The sequence below is a fragment of the Streptomyces phaeochromogenes genome (assembly GCF_001418655.1).
GTDB classification, from domain to species: Bacteria; Actinomycetota; Actinomycetes; order Streptomycetales; family Streptomycetaceae; genus Streptomyces; species Streptomyces phaeochromogenes.
In genome coordinates, this window is sequence record NZ_LIQZ01000204.1 from 13,869 (window position 1) to 28,825 (window position 14,957).

General features: G+C 69.3%; 11 protein-coding genes. All 11 read right to left on the reverse strand.

Annotation, left to right across the window (positions count from 1 at the left end):
- Nucleotides 1–93 precede the first annotated feature (93 nt).
- Nucleotides 94–1,749 carry a glucose-6-phosphate isomerase gene (gene pgi / locus AOK17_RS26575; protein ID WP_055615077.1) on the reverse strand — a complete coding sequence of 552 codons (1,656 nt, stop codon included), beginning with the start codon at nucleotides 1,747–1,749 and terminating at the stop codon, nucleotides 94–96.
- Nucleotides 1,750–1,987: 238 nt separating this feature from the next.
- Nucleotides 1,988–2,323: an RNA polymerase-binding protein RbpA gene (locus tag AOK17_RS26580; protein WP_003957010.1), complete on the reverse strand. Its 336-nt coding sequence runs from the start codon at nucleotides 2,321–2,323 to the stop codon at nucleotides 1,988–1,990.
- 235 nt (nucleotides 2,324–2,558) lie between these two features.
- Complete coding sequence (gene secG / locus AOK17_RS26585; protein WP_055615078.1) at nucleotides 2,559–2,789, reverse strand: preprotein translocase subunit SecG; 231 nt, start codon at nucleotides 2,787–2,789, stop codon at nucleotides 2,559–2,561.
- Nucleotides 2,790–2,934: 145 nt separating this feature from the next.
- A complete protein-coding gene (tpiA, locus tag AOK17_RS52510; protein WP_055615079.1) occupies nucleotides 2,935–3,711 on the reverse strand; it encodes a triose-phosphate isomerase in 777 nt (258 codons plus the stop codon).
- Between the two features lie 6 nt (nucleotides 3,712–3,717).
- Nucleotides 3,718–4,929, reverse strand: a complete 1,212-nt coding sequence (locus AOK17_RS52515) for a phosphoglycerate kinase (protein WP_055615080.1) — start codon at nucleotides 4,927–4,929, stop codon at nucleotides 3,718–3,720.
- Between the two features lie 129 nt (nucleotides 4,930–5,058).
- Entirely contained in the window at nucleotides 5,059–6,069 is a 1,011-nt protein-coding gene (gap, locus tag AOK17_RS26600) for a type I glyceraldehyde-3-phosphate dehydrogenase (protein WP_055615081.1), read from the reverse strand.
- Nucleotides 6,070–6,259: 190 nt separating this feature from the next.
- A complete protein-coding gene (locus AOK17_RS26605; RefSeq protein ID WP_055615082.1) occupies nucleotides 6,260–9,214 on the reverse strand; it encodes a M14 family metallopeptidase in 2,955 nt (984 codons plus the stop codon).
- A 439-nt stretch (nucleotides 9,215–9,653) separates the two neighbouring features.
- Nucleotides 9,654–10,643, reverse strand: a complete 990-nt coding sequence (gene whiA / locus AOK17_RS26610; protein ID WP_055615083.1) for a DNA-binding protein WhiA — start codon at nucleotides 10,641–10,643, stop codon at nucleotides 9,654–9,656.
- Nucleotides 10,634–11,701, reverse strand: coding sequence for a gluconeogenesis factor YvcK family protein (locus AOK17_RS26615; RefSeq protein ID WP_055615084.1), 1,068 nt, complete (start codon nucleotides 11,699–11,701; stop codon nucleotides 10,634–10,636). Before AOK17_RS26615 ends, whiA begins: the two co-directional genes overlap by 10 nt.
- Nucleotides 11,698–12,804 (reverse strand): RNase adapter RapZ, encoded by a 1,107-nt coding sequence (gene rapZ / locus AOK17_RS26620; protein WP_055615085.1) that lies wholly within the window; start codon nucleotides 12,802–12,804, stop codon nucleotides 11,698–11,700. The genes AOK17_RS26615 and rapZ overlap by 4 nt, the downstream gene beginning before the upstream one ends.
- Nucleotides 12,801–14,873 carry an excinuclease ABC subunit UvrC gene (gene uvrC, locus AOK17_RS26625; RefSeq protein ID WP_055615086.1) on the reverse strand — a complete coding sequence of 691 codons (2,073 nt, stop codon included), beginning with the start codon at nucleotides 14,871–14,873 and terminating at the stop codon, nucleotides 12,801–12,803. The genes rapZ and uvrC overlap by 4 nt, the downstream gene beginning before the upstream one ends.
- Nucleotides 14,874–14,957: the final 84 nt, after the last annotated feature.

Below are 14,957 nucleotides of genomic sequence, written 5' to 3' on the forward strand. Positions count from 1 at the left end.
CCCGAGCCCTCGACGTCATGATCGCCCGAAATTCTAAGGGAGGCGGACGGCTGTTCCACCGTCCGCCTCCCGACCCACACGACTACTCCACGACTACTTCCGGCCCCGCAGTTCCCGGTACTTGGCCACGAGCGCGGTGGTGGACTCGTCGAGGCCCGGCACGTCCGCACCCTCCGTCAGCGCGGGCTCCACGCGTTTGGCGAGGACCTTGCCGAGCTCGACGCCCCACTGGTCGAAGGAGTCGATGTTCCAGATCGCGCCCTGCACGAACACCTTGTGCTCGTAGAGAGCGATGAGCTGGCCGAGCACCGACGGGGTGAGCTCGCGGGCGAGGATGGTGGTCGTCGGGTGGTTGCCCTGGAACGTCTTGTGCGGCACCAGTTCCTCGGGCACGCCCTCCGCCCGCACCTCGTCCGGCGTCTTGCCGAAGGCCAGCGCCTGCGTCTGCGCGAAGAAGTTGGCCATCAGCAGGTCGTGCTGGGCGACCAGACCCGGCATCAGATCGGCGACCGGCTCGGCGAAGCCGATGAAGTCCGCCGGGATCAGCTTCGTGCCCTGGTGGATGAGCTGGTAGTACGCGTGCTGGCCGTTGGTGCCCGGCGTGCCCCACACGACGGGACCCGTCTCCCACTCCACGGGACGCCCGTCGCGGTCCACGGACTTGCCGTTGGACTCCATGTCGAGCTGCTGGAGGTACGCGGTGAACTTGGACAGGTAGTGCGAGTACGGCAGCACCACGTGCGACTGGGCGTCATGGAAGTTGCCGTACCAGACACCCAACAGGCCGAGGAGCAGCGGCACGTTGGACTCGGCGGGCGCGGTCCTGAAGTGCTCGTCGACGAGGTGGAAGCCGTCGAGCATCTCCCGGAAGCGGTCCGGGCCGATAGCGACCATCAGCGACAGACCGATCGCCGAGTCGAACGAGTAACGGCCGCCGACCCAGTCCCAGAACTCGAACATGTTGGCCGTGTCGATACCGAAGTCGGAGACCTTCTCGGCGTTGGTCGACAGCGCCACGAAGTGCTTGGCGACGGCTTCCTGACCGGCCTTCAGCTCGGTGAGCAGCCAGTTCCGGGCGGAGGTCGCGTTGGTGATCGTCTCGATGGTGGTGAAGGTCTTCGAGGCGATGACGAACAGCGTCTCGGCCGGGTCCAGGTCGCGGACGGCCTCGTGGAGGTCGGCCCCGTCCACGTTCGACACGAAGCGGACGGTCAGGTCCCGGTCGGTGAAGGACCGCAGCACCTCGTACGCCATCGCCGGGCCGAGGTCGGAGCCGCCGATGCCGATGTTCACCACGTTCTTGATGCAGCTGCCGGTGTGCCCGGTCCACTCGCCCGAACGGACGCGCTCGGCGAAGCCGGCCATCTTGTCGAGGACGGCGTGCACGGCCGGTACGACGTTCTCGCCGTCGACCTCGACGACGGCGTCACGCGGGGCGCGCAGCGCGGTGTGCAGGACCGCGCGGTCCTCGGTCGTGTTGATCTTCTCGCCGCGGAACATGGCGTCCCGCAGTCCGAACACGTCCGTGGCGGCGGCCAGCGCGCGCAGCAGCCGCAGGGTCTCGTCGGTGACGAGGTGCTTGGAGTAGTCGACGTGCAGATCGCCGACCTGAAGCGTGTATCCGGTACCGCGTCCGGGGTTCCGGGCGAACAGCTCACGGAGCTGTGCCTCGCCGAGTTCCTCCCGGTGCCCGGCCAGAGCGGTCCACTCGGGTGTCTGGTCGAGCCTGGTACGGCTGTCTGCGTTCATGTGGGACTTCCGCCTCTTTCCTGCCTGTGCCGCGTACCTTGCCCCGCTGCCGGTCCCAACCTAATTGATCAGGGCGGAACGTGAGCTGTCGTCCCGCCGTCGTCCGGCTCAACAACAGATACGTCCGGCTGGAGCACGCGTATCAGCACAGCAGGGGAGAAGGCACGGGCACAGTCCCGGTGCGCGTCCCAAACGAGTCCGGCCGGACACCCGTGGGTGTCCGGCCGGACCTCAACTCCTAGATCTCGCCCCGCAGTTTGGCGAGCGCCTCGGCGAGAATGGCCTCGCCGTCCGCGTCGCTGCGCCGTTCCCGTACGTACGCGAGGTGCGTCTTGTACGGTTCGGTGCGCGGCGGGTCCGGCGGGTTGTCCCGGTCCTGTCCGGCGGGGAAGCCGCAGCGCGGACAGTCCCAGGTATCGGGGACCTGCGCGTCGCTGGCGAAGCTGGGCTGCGTCTCGTGCCCGTTCGAGCACCAGAAGGAGATGCGCAGCCGCGGCGCGGACTCGCCACGCTCGGCCTCGCCCATCGGCCCCGCCCCGACCCGGCTTCCTCGGATCGCGTTGCCACTTGCCACGGTCGTAACTCCCTGCGTAATGGTGCCGCAAAGCGAGTCGGCGTTTCGCTTCGCTGCGAGCGCCTCAGTCTACGTAAGGCCCAACGCGCGTCTAGTAGATGGAGTTACACCCCGCCGCAAGACGCAAGCCCCATGATAGGCCGCGCTTGCGGGCGCGTACCGTACATGGGGCCTTACGTGCGGAATGTGCTTGCGTAATGTGCGTTTGTGCTGGCGATCCGGTGTCGGGCGGTGATCAGTTGTTGACCTTCATCAGAAGACCCAGCACCACAATGGACGCGAACCACAGCAAACCGACCACCACGGTGATGCGGTCGAGGTTGCGCTCGGCGACCGAGGAGCCGCCGACGGAGGACTGCATGCCGCCACCGAACATGTCGGACAGGCCGCCGCCCTTCCCCTTGTGCATCAGCACCAGCATCATCAGCAACAGGCTGAAGACGATCAGGGCGATCGAGAACCCCATAACCACGGCTGGACCAACTTCCTCGGACTTGGAACGGACGACGGGGGCCGGCGCTTCGGGTACGAAGCCGCCCGGCCCCCGCAAGGGTACGACGTAACGCCGCTACGGCCTACACGCAGGTTGCCGGATCGCTACGGAACGCGGCTCACTGGTCGCGGAAACGGACGATCTTGACGAACTCCTCGGAGTCCAGGGACGCGCCGCCGACCAGGGCACCGTCGATGTCGGGCTTCGCCATGATCTCGGCGACGTTGCCGGCCTTGACGGAGCCGCCGTACTGAATTCGGACGGCGTCGGCCAGTTCCTGCGTGTACAGCTCGGCGAGCTTGCCGCGGATCGCCGCGCAGACCTCCTGGGCGTCGTCGGAGCCGCAGACCTTGCCGGTGCCGATGGCCCAGACGGGCTCGTACGCGATCACGATCGTCTCGGCCTGCTCGGCCGGGAGGTCCTTGAGACCGCCCTCGACCTGCGCGAGCGTGTGCGCGACGTGGTTGCCCGCCTCGCGGACGTCCAGCTCCTCGCCGACGCACAGGATCGGAGTGAGGCCGTGCTTGTAGGCGGCCTTGACCTTGGTGTTCACGACGTCGTCGGTCTCGTTGTGGTACTGGCGGCGCTCGGAGTGGCCGATCGCCACGTAGGTGCACTTGAGCTTGGCCAGCATCGAGCCGGAGATCTCGCCGGTGTAGGCACCGGAGTCGTGCGCCGAGATGTCCTGGGCGCCGTACTTGATCTTGAGCTTGTCCCCGTCGACCAGGGTCTGCACCGAGCGCAGGTCGGTGAAGGGCGGCAGGACCGCGACCTCACAGGCCTCGTAGTCCTTGTCGGCCAGGGCGAAGGCGAGCTTCTGGACATGGGCGATGGCCTCGAGGTGGTTGAGGTTCATCTTCCAGTTGCCCGCCATCAGCGGCGTACGAGTGGTCATACGGGGTCAGTCCTCCAGTGCGGCGAGGCCGGGGAGCGTCTTGCCCTCTAGGTATTCGAGGGAGGCGCCGCCGCCGGTCGAGATGTGGCCGAATGCCGTCTCGTCGAAGCCCAGGATGCGGACGGCCGCGGCGGAGTCGCCACCGCCGACGACCGTGAAGGCCGGGGAGTCGAGAAGGGCCTGGGCGACCGCCTTGGTGCCCTCGGCGTAGTCGGGGTGCTCGAAGACGCCCATCGGGCCGTTCCAGAAGATCGTGGCGGCGTCGGTGAGCTTCGATGCGTACAGCTTGCGGGACTCCGGACCGATGTCCAGGCCCATCTGGTCGGCCGGGACGGCGTCCGCGGCGACGGTGGTGGGGTTGGTGGGCGCCTTGGCCTTCAGGTCGGGGAAGCCCGCGGAGACCACCACGTCGACCGGGAGGACCAGCTCGACGCCGTTCTTCTCGGCCCGCTCGATGTACTCCTGGACCGCCGGGATCTGGTCCTCCTGGAGGAGGGACTTGCCGATCTCGTAGCCCTTGGCCTTGAGGAAGGTGTACGCCATGCCGCCGCCGATCAGCAGCCGGTCGGCCTTGCCGAGCAGCTGGTCGATCACGGCGAGCTTGTCGGACACCTTGGCGCCGCCGAGCGCGACCACGTAGGGGCGCTTGACGTCCTCGGTGAGCTTCTTCAGGACACCGACCTCGGTGGCGATGAGGTAGCCCGCGTAGTGCGGCAGCCGCGCCGGGAGGTCGAAGACCGAGGCGTGCTTGCGGTGCACGGCGCCGAACCCGTCGCCCACGTAGACATCGGCAAGCGCGGCGAGCCGATCGGCGAACTCGCCGCGCTCGGTGTCGTCCTTGGAGGTCTCACCGGCGTTGAAGCGCAGGTTCTCGATGACCGCGACCTGGCCGGGCTGCAGCCCGTTCACGGCGTCGTGCGCGGCGGGGCCGACGGTGTCCTGGGCGAAGGCCACGGGCGCGCCCAGCAGCTCGCCGAGGCGCTCGGCGGCGGCGAGCAGCGAGAAGGCGGGGTCCGGGGCGCCCTTGGGGCGGCCCAGGTGCGAGGCGACGATCACCTTGGCGCCCGCCTCGGCGAGGGCCTTGACGGTGGGCAGGACGGCGCGGATGCGGCCGTCGTCGGTGATGAGGCCTTCGGCCAGCGGCACGTTCAGGTCGGCGCGGACGAAGACCCGCTTGCCTTCCACACCTTCGGCGAGAAGTTCGTCGATCGTCTTCATGAGGGGGCTCCTAAAGAGGGCTCAAGTGGTCCGAGAGGGCTGGTCGATCAGCACGCGGCACAGGGCTCGGGCAGCGCGGCGGTGCGCTGCCCGAGCCCTGTGCTCACATCGAAGTGCCTGCTCCGGGACTTAGAGCTGGCCGCCGACGAAGACCGTGAGGTCCACGAGGCGGTTGGAGTAGCCCCACTCGTTGTCGTACCAGCCGAGGATCTTCACCGTGTTGCCCTCCTGGACCATGGTCAGGGAGGAGTCGAAGGTGCAGGAGGCCGGGTCGCTGACGATGTCCGAGGAGACGATCGGGTCCTCGGTGTACGCCAGGTAGCCCTTGAGGTCGCCGTCGTCGGAGGCCTTCTTGAACGCGGCGTTGACCTCGTCCTTGGTGACCTCGCGCTGCAGCGTCACGACCAGGTCGGTGGCCGAGCCGGTCGGGACCGGGACGCGCATCGCGATGCCGTCCAGCTTGCCCTTGAGCTGCGGGAGGACCAGGGCGGTGGCCTTCGCGGCACCCGTGGTGGTCGGGATGATGTTCTCGGCGGCGGCGCGGGCGCGGCGCAGGTCCGAGTGCGGGAAGTCCAGGATGCGCTGGTCGTTCGTGTAGGCGTGGACCGTCGTCATCAGGCCCTTGACGATGCCGAAGTTCTCGTCGAGAACCTTGGCCATCGGCGCCACACAGTTGGTGGTGCAGGAGGCGTTCGAGATGACGTGGTGGTTCGCCGGGTCGTACTTGTCCTGGTTGACGCCCATCACGATGGTGATGTCCTCGTCCTTGGCCGGAGCCGAGATGAGGACCTTCTTGGCGCCACCGGTGATGTGCTTCTCGGCGTCGGCCTTCTTGGTGAAGATGCCGGTCGACTCGATGACGATGTCGACGCCCAGCTCGCCCCACGGGATGTCGGCGGGGTTGCGCTCGGAAAGAACCTTGATCGTCTTGCCGTCGACGGTGATCGTGTCGGCGGTGTGCGACACCTCGGCCTTGAGTCGGCCCAGGATGGTGTCGTACTTCAGCAGGTGAGCGGTGGTCGCGGTGTCACCCAGGTCGTTGACAGCCACGATCTCGATGTCTGCACCCTGCTCCAGCAGCGCGCGGAAGTAGTTACGACCGATGCGGCCAAAGCCGTTGATGCCTACGCGGATCGTCACGAACCGATCTCCTCGTTAGGAACGCCGGCTTTGGACGCCGGCGAGTTTGTATGGGATGTCCCCGACCGCCTACGACCCTACCTCCCTGACGCTCCCGGAGTGACATCGAGTGCCGCATACACGGCAGGGCGGTCCGTACCCACCAGTAGGGGTACGGACCGCCCGGGCTTGACGCCCTTGTTCGCCCTTGTCAGCTACGCAGAGCCGCCAGGGCCTTGCCGAGCAGGGCCGTCCGGTCGGCCGCCGCGGTGACGTGCTCAAGGCCGAAGCCGAGCAGCACGGTGTCACGCGTGGTGACCGCTCCGTACGTCTTGAAGAGTTCGCCCGACAGGCCCCAGTCGTTCACGACCGCGGGGCTGCCCGCGGGCGGCCCCGGGACGCTCCAGGCGCCGAGCGACGTCTCGAAGCCGTCGGTCTGGCCGGCCGTGCCGCCGATGACGACGGAGGCGTTGTCGGCGAGCACACCGTGGCCGCCCGATCCCGGGTCGGTGATGTAGCTCAGCGACACCTCCACCGTCTTTCCGGCGTACGCGGAGAGATCGAAGTTGACCTCCTGCCAGCCGTCGGAGGCCCCGGTGAAGCTGTTCCAGGAACCGCTCGTGCCGGTCGCGGTGCAGCCGGCGGAGCCCGGGGTCAGATAGCGCTTGAGGGCGGGGTGCGCCTGGATGAAGTACCCGGCCTCGCACTCCACGGGAACCGCGGTGCTGGTGGCGCCGCCCTTCTCGGGGAGGGTCGTCCAGTCGTCGGCCCCGGCCGTGTGCGCTTCGAGCGCCGCGTGGTCGTAGCCGGCCTCGGTGTCCCACAGGAGCTGCGTGCGCAGGGTGGGTGCCTGGGCCGCGGTGACCCCGGTGAGGTCGATCGTGCGGGTGAGACGGTTCCAGGCGTAGTCGGAGTGCGTGACCGCCGCCATGGAGGCGCCCTCGAAGGGACCGTAGGGGTTGACGGTCCCCGGGTACGCTCCCGCTCCCGCGCTCGCGAACTGCGGGAACGTCTCGACGGGCAGCGTGTCCGAGGTGACGCTGTAGGCGCCCGCCGCGTTCAGCGGGTTGCCGGGTGCGCCGCCGAGCGGTCCGGTGGCTCCGGCGAGCTTGCCCGAGCCGGTGAAGGACGTGACGCCCGGCGTCGTCGTACGGGAGTAGGCGCCGAGGTAGTACTGGCTGAAGTCGTTCGTCAGGGCGCCCGGCAGTGCGACGTTGCCGCCCGCCTGCTCGCCCGCCTCGATCAGCTTGCCGCCCTCGTTGAGGTAGGCGCGCAGTTGCAGCTGGGTGGCGTAACCGGGGCGGTCGGCGCCGGTGTAGTGGACGACGTTCTTGAAGTGGCCGAGGACGCCGAGCGCGTCCGGCACGCCCTGGGTGGCGACGTCCCAGACGAGGGGCTTGCGGCCGTTGGCCTTCAGGGCGTCGACGTAGGTCTGTGCCTGCGTCGCGGCGGCGGCACCCTCCTCGGCCACCACCAGCGTGTCGGCGCGCGGCCGTTCGGCCACGGTGTAGGTGAAGCGCTCACTGGAGGTGGGCTTCCCGCTCTTCGTCTCGCCGGTGAACCAGACCTCGACCTTGTCGCCGGGGTCGCCGTCCGCCACGAAGGCGCGGTACTCGTCGAAGTAGAGGTTGTCCTCGCCGCCGAAGGTCTCGCCGCCCTTCCAGGGCTTGAGCGCCATGTCCTCCGTACGGCCGCCGTTGACGCGGTACCTGAGCTCCTTGTCGCGTACGGACTTACGGGCGACGACCGTGATCTCCTGGTCGGCGCCGCGGGAGTACGACGTGGTGAAGGGGGCCGGGGTGAAGTCGGGGGCGTCGATGCCGACCGAGGACTTCGGCTGGTCGGGCTTGGCGGCGCTCTCGGCGACGGAGAGCGCGAACGGGACGTTCTTGGCGAACTCCTGCTGGATCAGCTTCTCGTCGTCCGGGAAGGTGAAGATCGACTCGCAGTCCACCGCGTTCCAGGCGTCGTTCGGGTCGAGGTTCGACGCGGTCTGGCAGGTCGACATCTCGGGGGTGAACATCGCCGTGCCGTTGACGTTGGACGCGTGTCCGTCGGCCTCGCCGTTGGTCGTGTAGAGCTCGGAGGAGACCTGCGGGCGGTAGCCGGGGATCGCCGGGTTCTCGGGGGTTCCGGCGAGCGACTTGTAGAGCACGTCGTCCGGGCTCGGCGTCGCCACCTGCCAGCCGACTCCGTAGAGGATCAGTTCGGCGGCGGAGTGGTAGTTGATGCCGTAGTCGAAGCCGATGCGCTTCTCGAAGGCGTCCAGCGCCTTGGTCTCGGGCTCGGAGCCGGGGCTCGCGCCGCGGTAGGTCTGGCTGGTCGGGTACGGGGACGAACCCTCGTCGTCGTAGCCCCACTTGTAGGAGAAGTTGCGGTTGAGGTCGACGCCGTCACCGGTGGTCCAGGCGCCGTCGCCGTTGATGTCGCGCATGTTCTTGCGCCACTGGCGGTCGCCCTCGGCCTTGAACGTCCAGTCGTAGCCGTCCGGGTTGGCGGACAGGACGAACCACAGCTCGGTGGAGTTCACGAGCTTGGTGACCCGCTGGTCCTTGCCGTAGTTGTCCAGGTAGTAGTGCATCAGGCGCCGGGTCATCTCCGGCGTGATCCACTCACGGGCGTGCTGGTTGGACATGTACAGCATGGAGGGCTTGGCGCCGTCCTTGGTCGTCTTGGCGCCCTTGCTGAGCTTGAGGGCCAGGATGTCCTGCCCCTGGAGGGTCTTACCGATGGAGACGACCTTCGTCAGGGACGGGTTCTGCTGCCCGGTCCTGAGGATCTCCTCCTGGAGGTTGCCCTTGCCGCTGTAGGGCCGGTAGACGCCGTCCCCCGCGGCGGCCACGCGCGCGCGTGCCTTGGCCGAGAGCTTGTGCTCGGCGAGGTCGACGCCCTTGTTCTCCAGCTGGTCGGCCTGCTTGTCGGTGAGGTAGACCTCGACCGTGGCCGTGCCCTTGTCCGGGACCTGTTCGCCCAGTTCGTGACTGTCCTGGCCCGCCGCGAGGAGCAGGGGTACCTGCTCCTTCGTGACGTCCGCGCGGAACACCTTGACCTCGTCCGCGCCCGGGGCGGTGGTCGCGCCGGGTTCTGCCTGTGCCATGGGTGCGATGGCCACTCCGCCGAGCAGGAGTACGCCGGCAGCGAGGATCGATCTCGCTCTTCGTCTCATGAGCCCCCCTTGCAGTTGTCCGCCACAGCAGCGAACAGATGCCAGGCTCATGACACTTCATGGTCAAGTCAAGAGCGCCACGAGGGCAGCAAAACGCCGGTGCGGTTGCCCCAAATGGGCGCACGCACCGGCGTGTTGAGAAAGCCGGGCCATTTCCTGCGGCATCCGCGAGCCGCTGCGCGACGGGCCGACGGGGTTCGTGGGCTGCTTCACCGGGCGGCCGACGGGGTCCGCGGGCCGCCTCGCCGGGCGGCCGACGGGGTCCGCGGGCCGCCTCGCCACAGGGGCTACCAGGTCCGCGAACCATCTCGCCACCGCGACGGGACAGCCCGTGAATCATCCGGCCGAGGCGGCGATGAGCCCGCGGGCCCTCCCGCCACGGAGTCCGTGGAAAGGTCCGCGACAGAGTCCGTGGAAGGGGCCGCCACGGCTTCGCCGGTCAGCCCGCGAGGTTGTCGGCCATCTCCTCGGTGAGCGTGGATTCCGTCCCCGGGATGCCGAGGTCCTGGGCCCGCTTGTCCGCCATGGCGAGCAGCCGGCGGATACGGCCCGCGACGGCGTCCTTGGTCAGCGGCGGGTCGGCGAGCGCGCCCAGTTCCTCCAGGGAGGCCTGCTTGTGCTCCATGCGCAGCCGTCCGGCGGCGGCGAGGTGCTCCGGGACCTCCTCGCCGAGGATCTCCAGGGCGCGCCCGACGCGGGCCCCGGCGGCGACGGCCGCGCGGGCCGAGCGGCGCAGGTTGGCGTCGTCGAAGTTGGCGAGCCGGTTGGCGGTGGCGCGGACCTCGCGGCGCATCCGCCGCTCCTCCCAGGCCAGCACGGACTCGTGTGCGCCGAGGCGGGTGAGGAGGGCGCCGATGGCGTCCCCGTCCCGGACGACGACCCGGTCCACGCCCCGTACCTCGCGGGCCTTCGCGGCGATCGAGAGGCGGCGGGCTGCGCCGACCAGCGCGAGCGCGGCCTCCGGGCCCGGGCAGGTCACCTCAAGGGAGGACGAGCGGCCGGGCTCGGTGAGCGAGCCGTGCGCCAGGAAGGCCCCGCGCCAGGCGGCCTCGGCGTCGCAGGTGGCCCCCGAGACCACCTGCGGCGGCAGACCCCGGATCGGGCGCCCACGACCGTCCACGAGCCCCGTCTGGCGGGCCAGCTGGTCACCGCCCGCAACCACCCGTACGACGTAACGGGAGCCGCGGCGCAGACCGCCCGGAGCCATCACGATCAGCTCGGAGCTGTGGCCGAAGATCTCCAGGATGTCCCGCTTCAGCCGGCGCGCCGCCATCGCCGTGTCCAGCTCCGCCTCGATCACGATGCGGCCGCTCACCAGGTGAAGGCCGCCCGCGAACCGCAGAATGGCGGAGACCTCCGCCTTTCTGCAGCAGGTCCGGGTGACGGGAAGCCGGGAAATCTCGTCCTTCACCGCTGCCGTCATCGCCATGGGCCGATCCTTCCATGCATCCGAAAAATACGGTCGTACGCGGCGGCCAACAGCTCCGGATCGTGCCTCGGAGACCCATCGGTCCGGGCCACGGGCGCCAGCTCGACCGCGGCGCCGAACCGCTTGGCGGCATCGGTCAGTAAATCGCGGTCGGGCACGGCGGCCTCGTCGGCCAGCACCACGTCCAGGGCGAGTTTAGGGGCGTGTCGTCCCAAAACCTCCAAATGACGCTGCGGGGAGAAGCCATCGGTTTCTCCGGGCTGCGGAGCGAGATTCAGGGAGAGGACCCGGCGGGCCTTCGTCTCGGTGAGCGCGTCGAGCAGCTCGGGCACCAGCAGGTGCGGGATCACCGAGGAGAACCAGGAGCCGGGGCCGAGGACCACCCAGTCCGCGTCGAGGACCGCCGCGACGGCCTCGGGGACGGCCGGCGGGTCGTGCGGCACGACGTGCACGGACTGCACCTCGCCGGGCGTGAGCGCAACGGTCGCCTGGCCGCGGACGGTGTCGATGTCCTCGGGCCGCTCCGGGTCGTGGCCCTTGACGAGCGCCTGCAGCTCCAGGGGCACGGCGGACATGGGCAGCACCCTGCCGTGCGCGCCCAGCAGCCTGCCGACCAGGTCGAGGGCCTGGACGTGGTCGCCGAGCTGCTCCCAGAGGGCGACGATCAGCAGATTGCCGACCGCGTGCTCGTGCAGCTCGCCCTTGGACTGGAAGCGGTGCTGGATGACGCGCGCCCAGGTCTGGCCCCATTCGTCGTCGCCGCACAGCGCGGCCAGGGCCTTGCGCAGGTCGCCGGGCGGGAGCACGCCCAGCTCGTCGCGCAGCCGGCCGCTGGAGCCGCCGTCGTCGGCGACCGTGACGACCGCGGTGAGATCGCCGGTGATGCGGCGCAGCGCGGCCAGCGAGGCGGACAGGCCCATGCCGCCGCCGAGCGCGACGACCTTGGGCTGGGCGCCGCGGCGGCGCGGCTTGGCGCCACGGCTCTCGACGGGCCTGCCCCCGCGTGTCTCGGGGGCCATCCGCCGCAGTCTGCTCAGCCGCGGACTACGTCCGGTCATTCTCGGCCCATGTCCCGGTGGACGACGACCGTCTCCACTCCCTCGGACACCAGACGGGCGGCGAGCTTCTCCGACATGGCGACGGAGCGGTGCTTGCCGCCGGTGCAGCCGACCGCGATGGTCACATAGCGCTTGCCCTCGCGGCGGTAGCCGGTCTGGATGAGGCGGAGCAGCTCGGCGTACCGGTCGAGGAACTCCTTGGCGCCGGGCTGGTTGAAGACGTACGCGGCCACCTCCTCGTTCAGGCCGGTGTACTGGCGCAGCTCCGGGACCCAGTGCGGGTTGGGCAGGAACCGCATGTCCACGACCAGGTCGGCGTCGACCGGCAGGCCGTACTTGAAGCCGAAGGACATGACGGTGGCCCGCAGCTCGGGCTCCTCCTCGCCCGCGAACTGGGCGTCCATCTTGGCGCGCAGCTCGTGCACGTTCAGGCTGGAGGTGTCGATCACCAGGTCGGCGTCGCCGCGCAGTTCGCGCAGCAGTTCGCGCTCGGCGGCGATGCCGTCCACGATGCGGCCGTCGCCCTGGAGGGGGTGCGGGCGACGCACTCCCTCGAAGCGGCGCACCAGGGCGTCGTCCGAGGACTCCAGGAAGACGATCCGCCGGGTGACGTGCTTGGTCTCCAGGTCCGCGAGGGACTCGCGCAGGTTGTCGAAGAATCGCCGTCCGCGGACGTCGACGACGACCGCGATCCGTGCCACGTTCCCCTGCGAGCGGGCGCCGAGCTCCACCATGGTGGGGATCAGCGCGGGCGGCAGGTTGTCGACGACGAACCAGCCGAGGTCCTCCAGACACTTGGCGGCGGTGGACCGGCCCGCGCCCGACATCCCGGAGATGATCACCAGCTCCGGAATGGCCGCCTCGGGGACGCCGGCCGTCTCGATGGTCGTGCCCGTGTTCACTTCCGCTCCGTCTTTCTGTGCCGCTTCGTCGGCTTCCTGGCCGGCTGTTTCGCCGGCCGCTTCTCGTTGCGTTTGATCCTCGCGTGCTTCGCTGTGCGATGCCTCTGTTTCGGCCGTGTGCGGTTCCCCGGTTCCGGCTGTACGCGGTTCGGTCTCCGCCGTGCGCCCTGCCGAGGGTTCTTCCTGCTCGTGCTCGGTCATCTCTCCTGCCCCCGTCGTTCGTCCGAGGAGCCCGCGGACACGGGCTCCCCCGTGGAACCCGCCGTCGTTTCGGATTCCGCGTCTGTCGTGCCTGTTGCGTCTGCTGTGTCTTCTGTGTCTTCCATGATCTCTCCAGTCGCGGTGTTCACGGCAGGTGCCGCCGGGGCCGCCTGGGCAAGGGCCACGGTGATCGCCTCGGCCGTCTTGCGGCCTATGCCGGGAACCTCGCAGATCTGGTCGATCGTCGCGGATCGCAGCTTCTTCACCGAGCCGAAATGCTTGATCAACGCCTGCTTGCGAGTCTCACCGAGGCCCGGCACGTCGTCCAGCGGGCTCGCCCTGAACCGCCGGGCCCGCTTGGCGCGCTGGTAGGTGATCGCGAAGCGGTGCGCCTCGTCGCGCACACGCTGAAGAAGATAGAGCCCTTCACTGGTACGTGGCAGCACCACCGGGTCGTCCTCGCCGGGCACCCAGACCTCTTCGAGGCGCTTGGCCAGGCCGCACACGGCGATGTCGTCGATACCGAGCTCGTCCAGCGCCCGCTTGGCGGCGGCGACCTGCGGCTGTCCGCCGTCGACGACGACCAGCTGCGGGGGGTACGCGAACCGCTTGGGCCGCCCGTCCTCCTCGGTGAGCCCGGTCTCGCCGTCGGCCCACTCGCCGGTCTTCTCCTTCTCGGCGATGTACCGCCTGAAGCGGCGGGTGATCACCTCGTGCATGGACCGGACGTCGTCCTGGCCCTCGAAGCCCTTGATCTGGAAGCGGCGGTACTCGCTCTTGCGCGCCAGCCCGTCCTCGAACACGACCATGGACGCCACGACGTCGTCGCCCTGGAGGTGCGAGATGTCGTAGCACTCGATCCGCAGCGGCGCGCTGTCCAGGTCGAGGGCCTCGGCGATCTCCTCCAGGGCCCGGGAGCGGGTCGTCAGGTCGGAGGCCCGCTTGGTCTTGTGCAGGCCGAGTGCCTGGAGCGCGTTGCGCTGGACCGTCTCCATGAGGGCCTTCTTGTCGCCGCGCTGCGGGATCCGCAGCGACACGTTCGACCCCCGGCGCTCGGCGAGCCACTCCTGGACCGGCTCCACGAGCTCGGGCAGCGCCGGGACGAGCACCTCCTTCGGTACGGAGTCGCCGGTCTCCTCTCCGTAGAGCTGCTGGAGCGCGTGCTCGACCAGGTCACCCGTGGTGACGGCCTCGACCTTGTCGGTGACCCAGCCGCGCTGGCCGCGGACCCGGCCGCCGCGGACGTGGAAGATCTGCACGGCCGCTTCCAGCTCGTCCTCGGCGAGCGCGATCAGGTCGGCGTCCGTCGCGTCGGCGAGCACGACGGCGCTCTTCTCCATGGCCTTCTTGAGGGCCTCGATGTCGTCGCGCAGGCGCGCGGCCCGCTCGTACTCCATCTCCTCCGCGGCGTCCGTCATCCGGCTCTCCAGGCGGCGGATGTACGTCCCCGTGCGGCCGGCCATGAAGTCGCAGAACTCCTCGGCGAGTTCGCGGTGCTCCTCGGGGGAGACCCGCTCGACGCAGGGGGCGGAGCACTTGCCGATGTAGCCGAGCAGACAGGGGCGGCCGGTGCGCGCGGCGTTCTTGAACACGCCCGCGGAGCACGTCCGTACGGGGAAGACGCGCAGGAGGAGGTCCACGGTGTCGCGGATCGCCCACGCGTGTCCGTAGGGACCGAAGTAGCGCACGCCCTTCTTCTTCTGGCCGCGCATCACCTGCACACGCGGGAACTGTTCGTTCATGGTGACCGCGAGATACGGATAGCTCTTGTCGTCGCGGTACTTGACGTTGAACCGGGGGTCGAACTCCTTGATCCAGGAGTACTCCAGCTGCAGCGCCTCGACCTCCGTGGACACCACCGTCCACTCCACGGACGCGGCCGTGGTGACCATCGTGCGCGTCCGCGGGTGGAGGTTGGAGAGGTCCTGGAAGTAACTCGCCAGGCGCTGACGCAGGCTCTTCGCCTTCCCGACGTAGATCACCCGGCGGTGCTCGTCGCGGAATTTGTAGACCCCCGGCGAGTCGGGGATCTGTCCCGGCTTGGGGCGGTAGCTGGAGGGGTCGGCCATGTCTCACACCCTACTGGCGGGGTGTGACAGCGCGGATGCCGTGCCGGACGTTCTGTGCCCCGTCAAGGGGCGCGGGGAACTGCG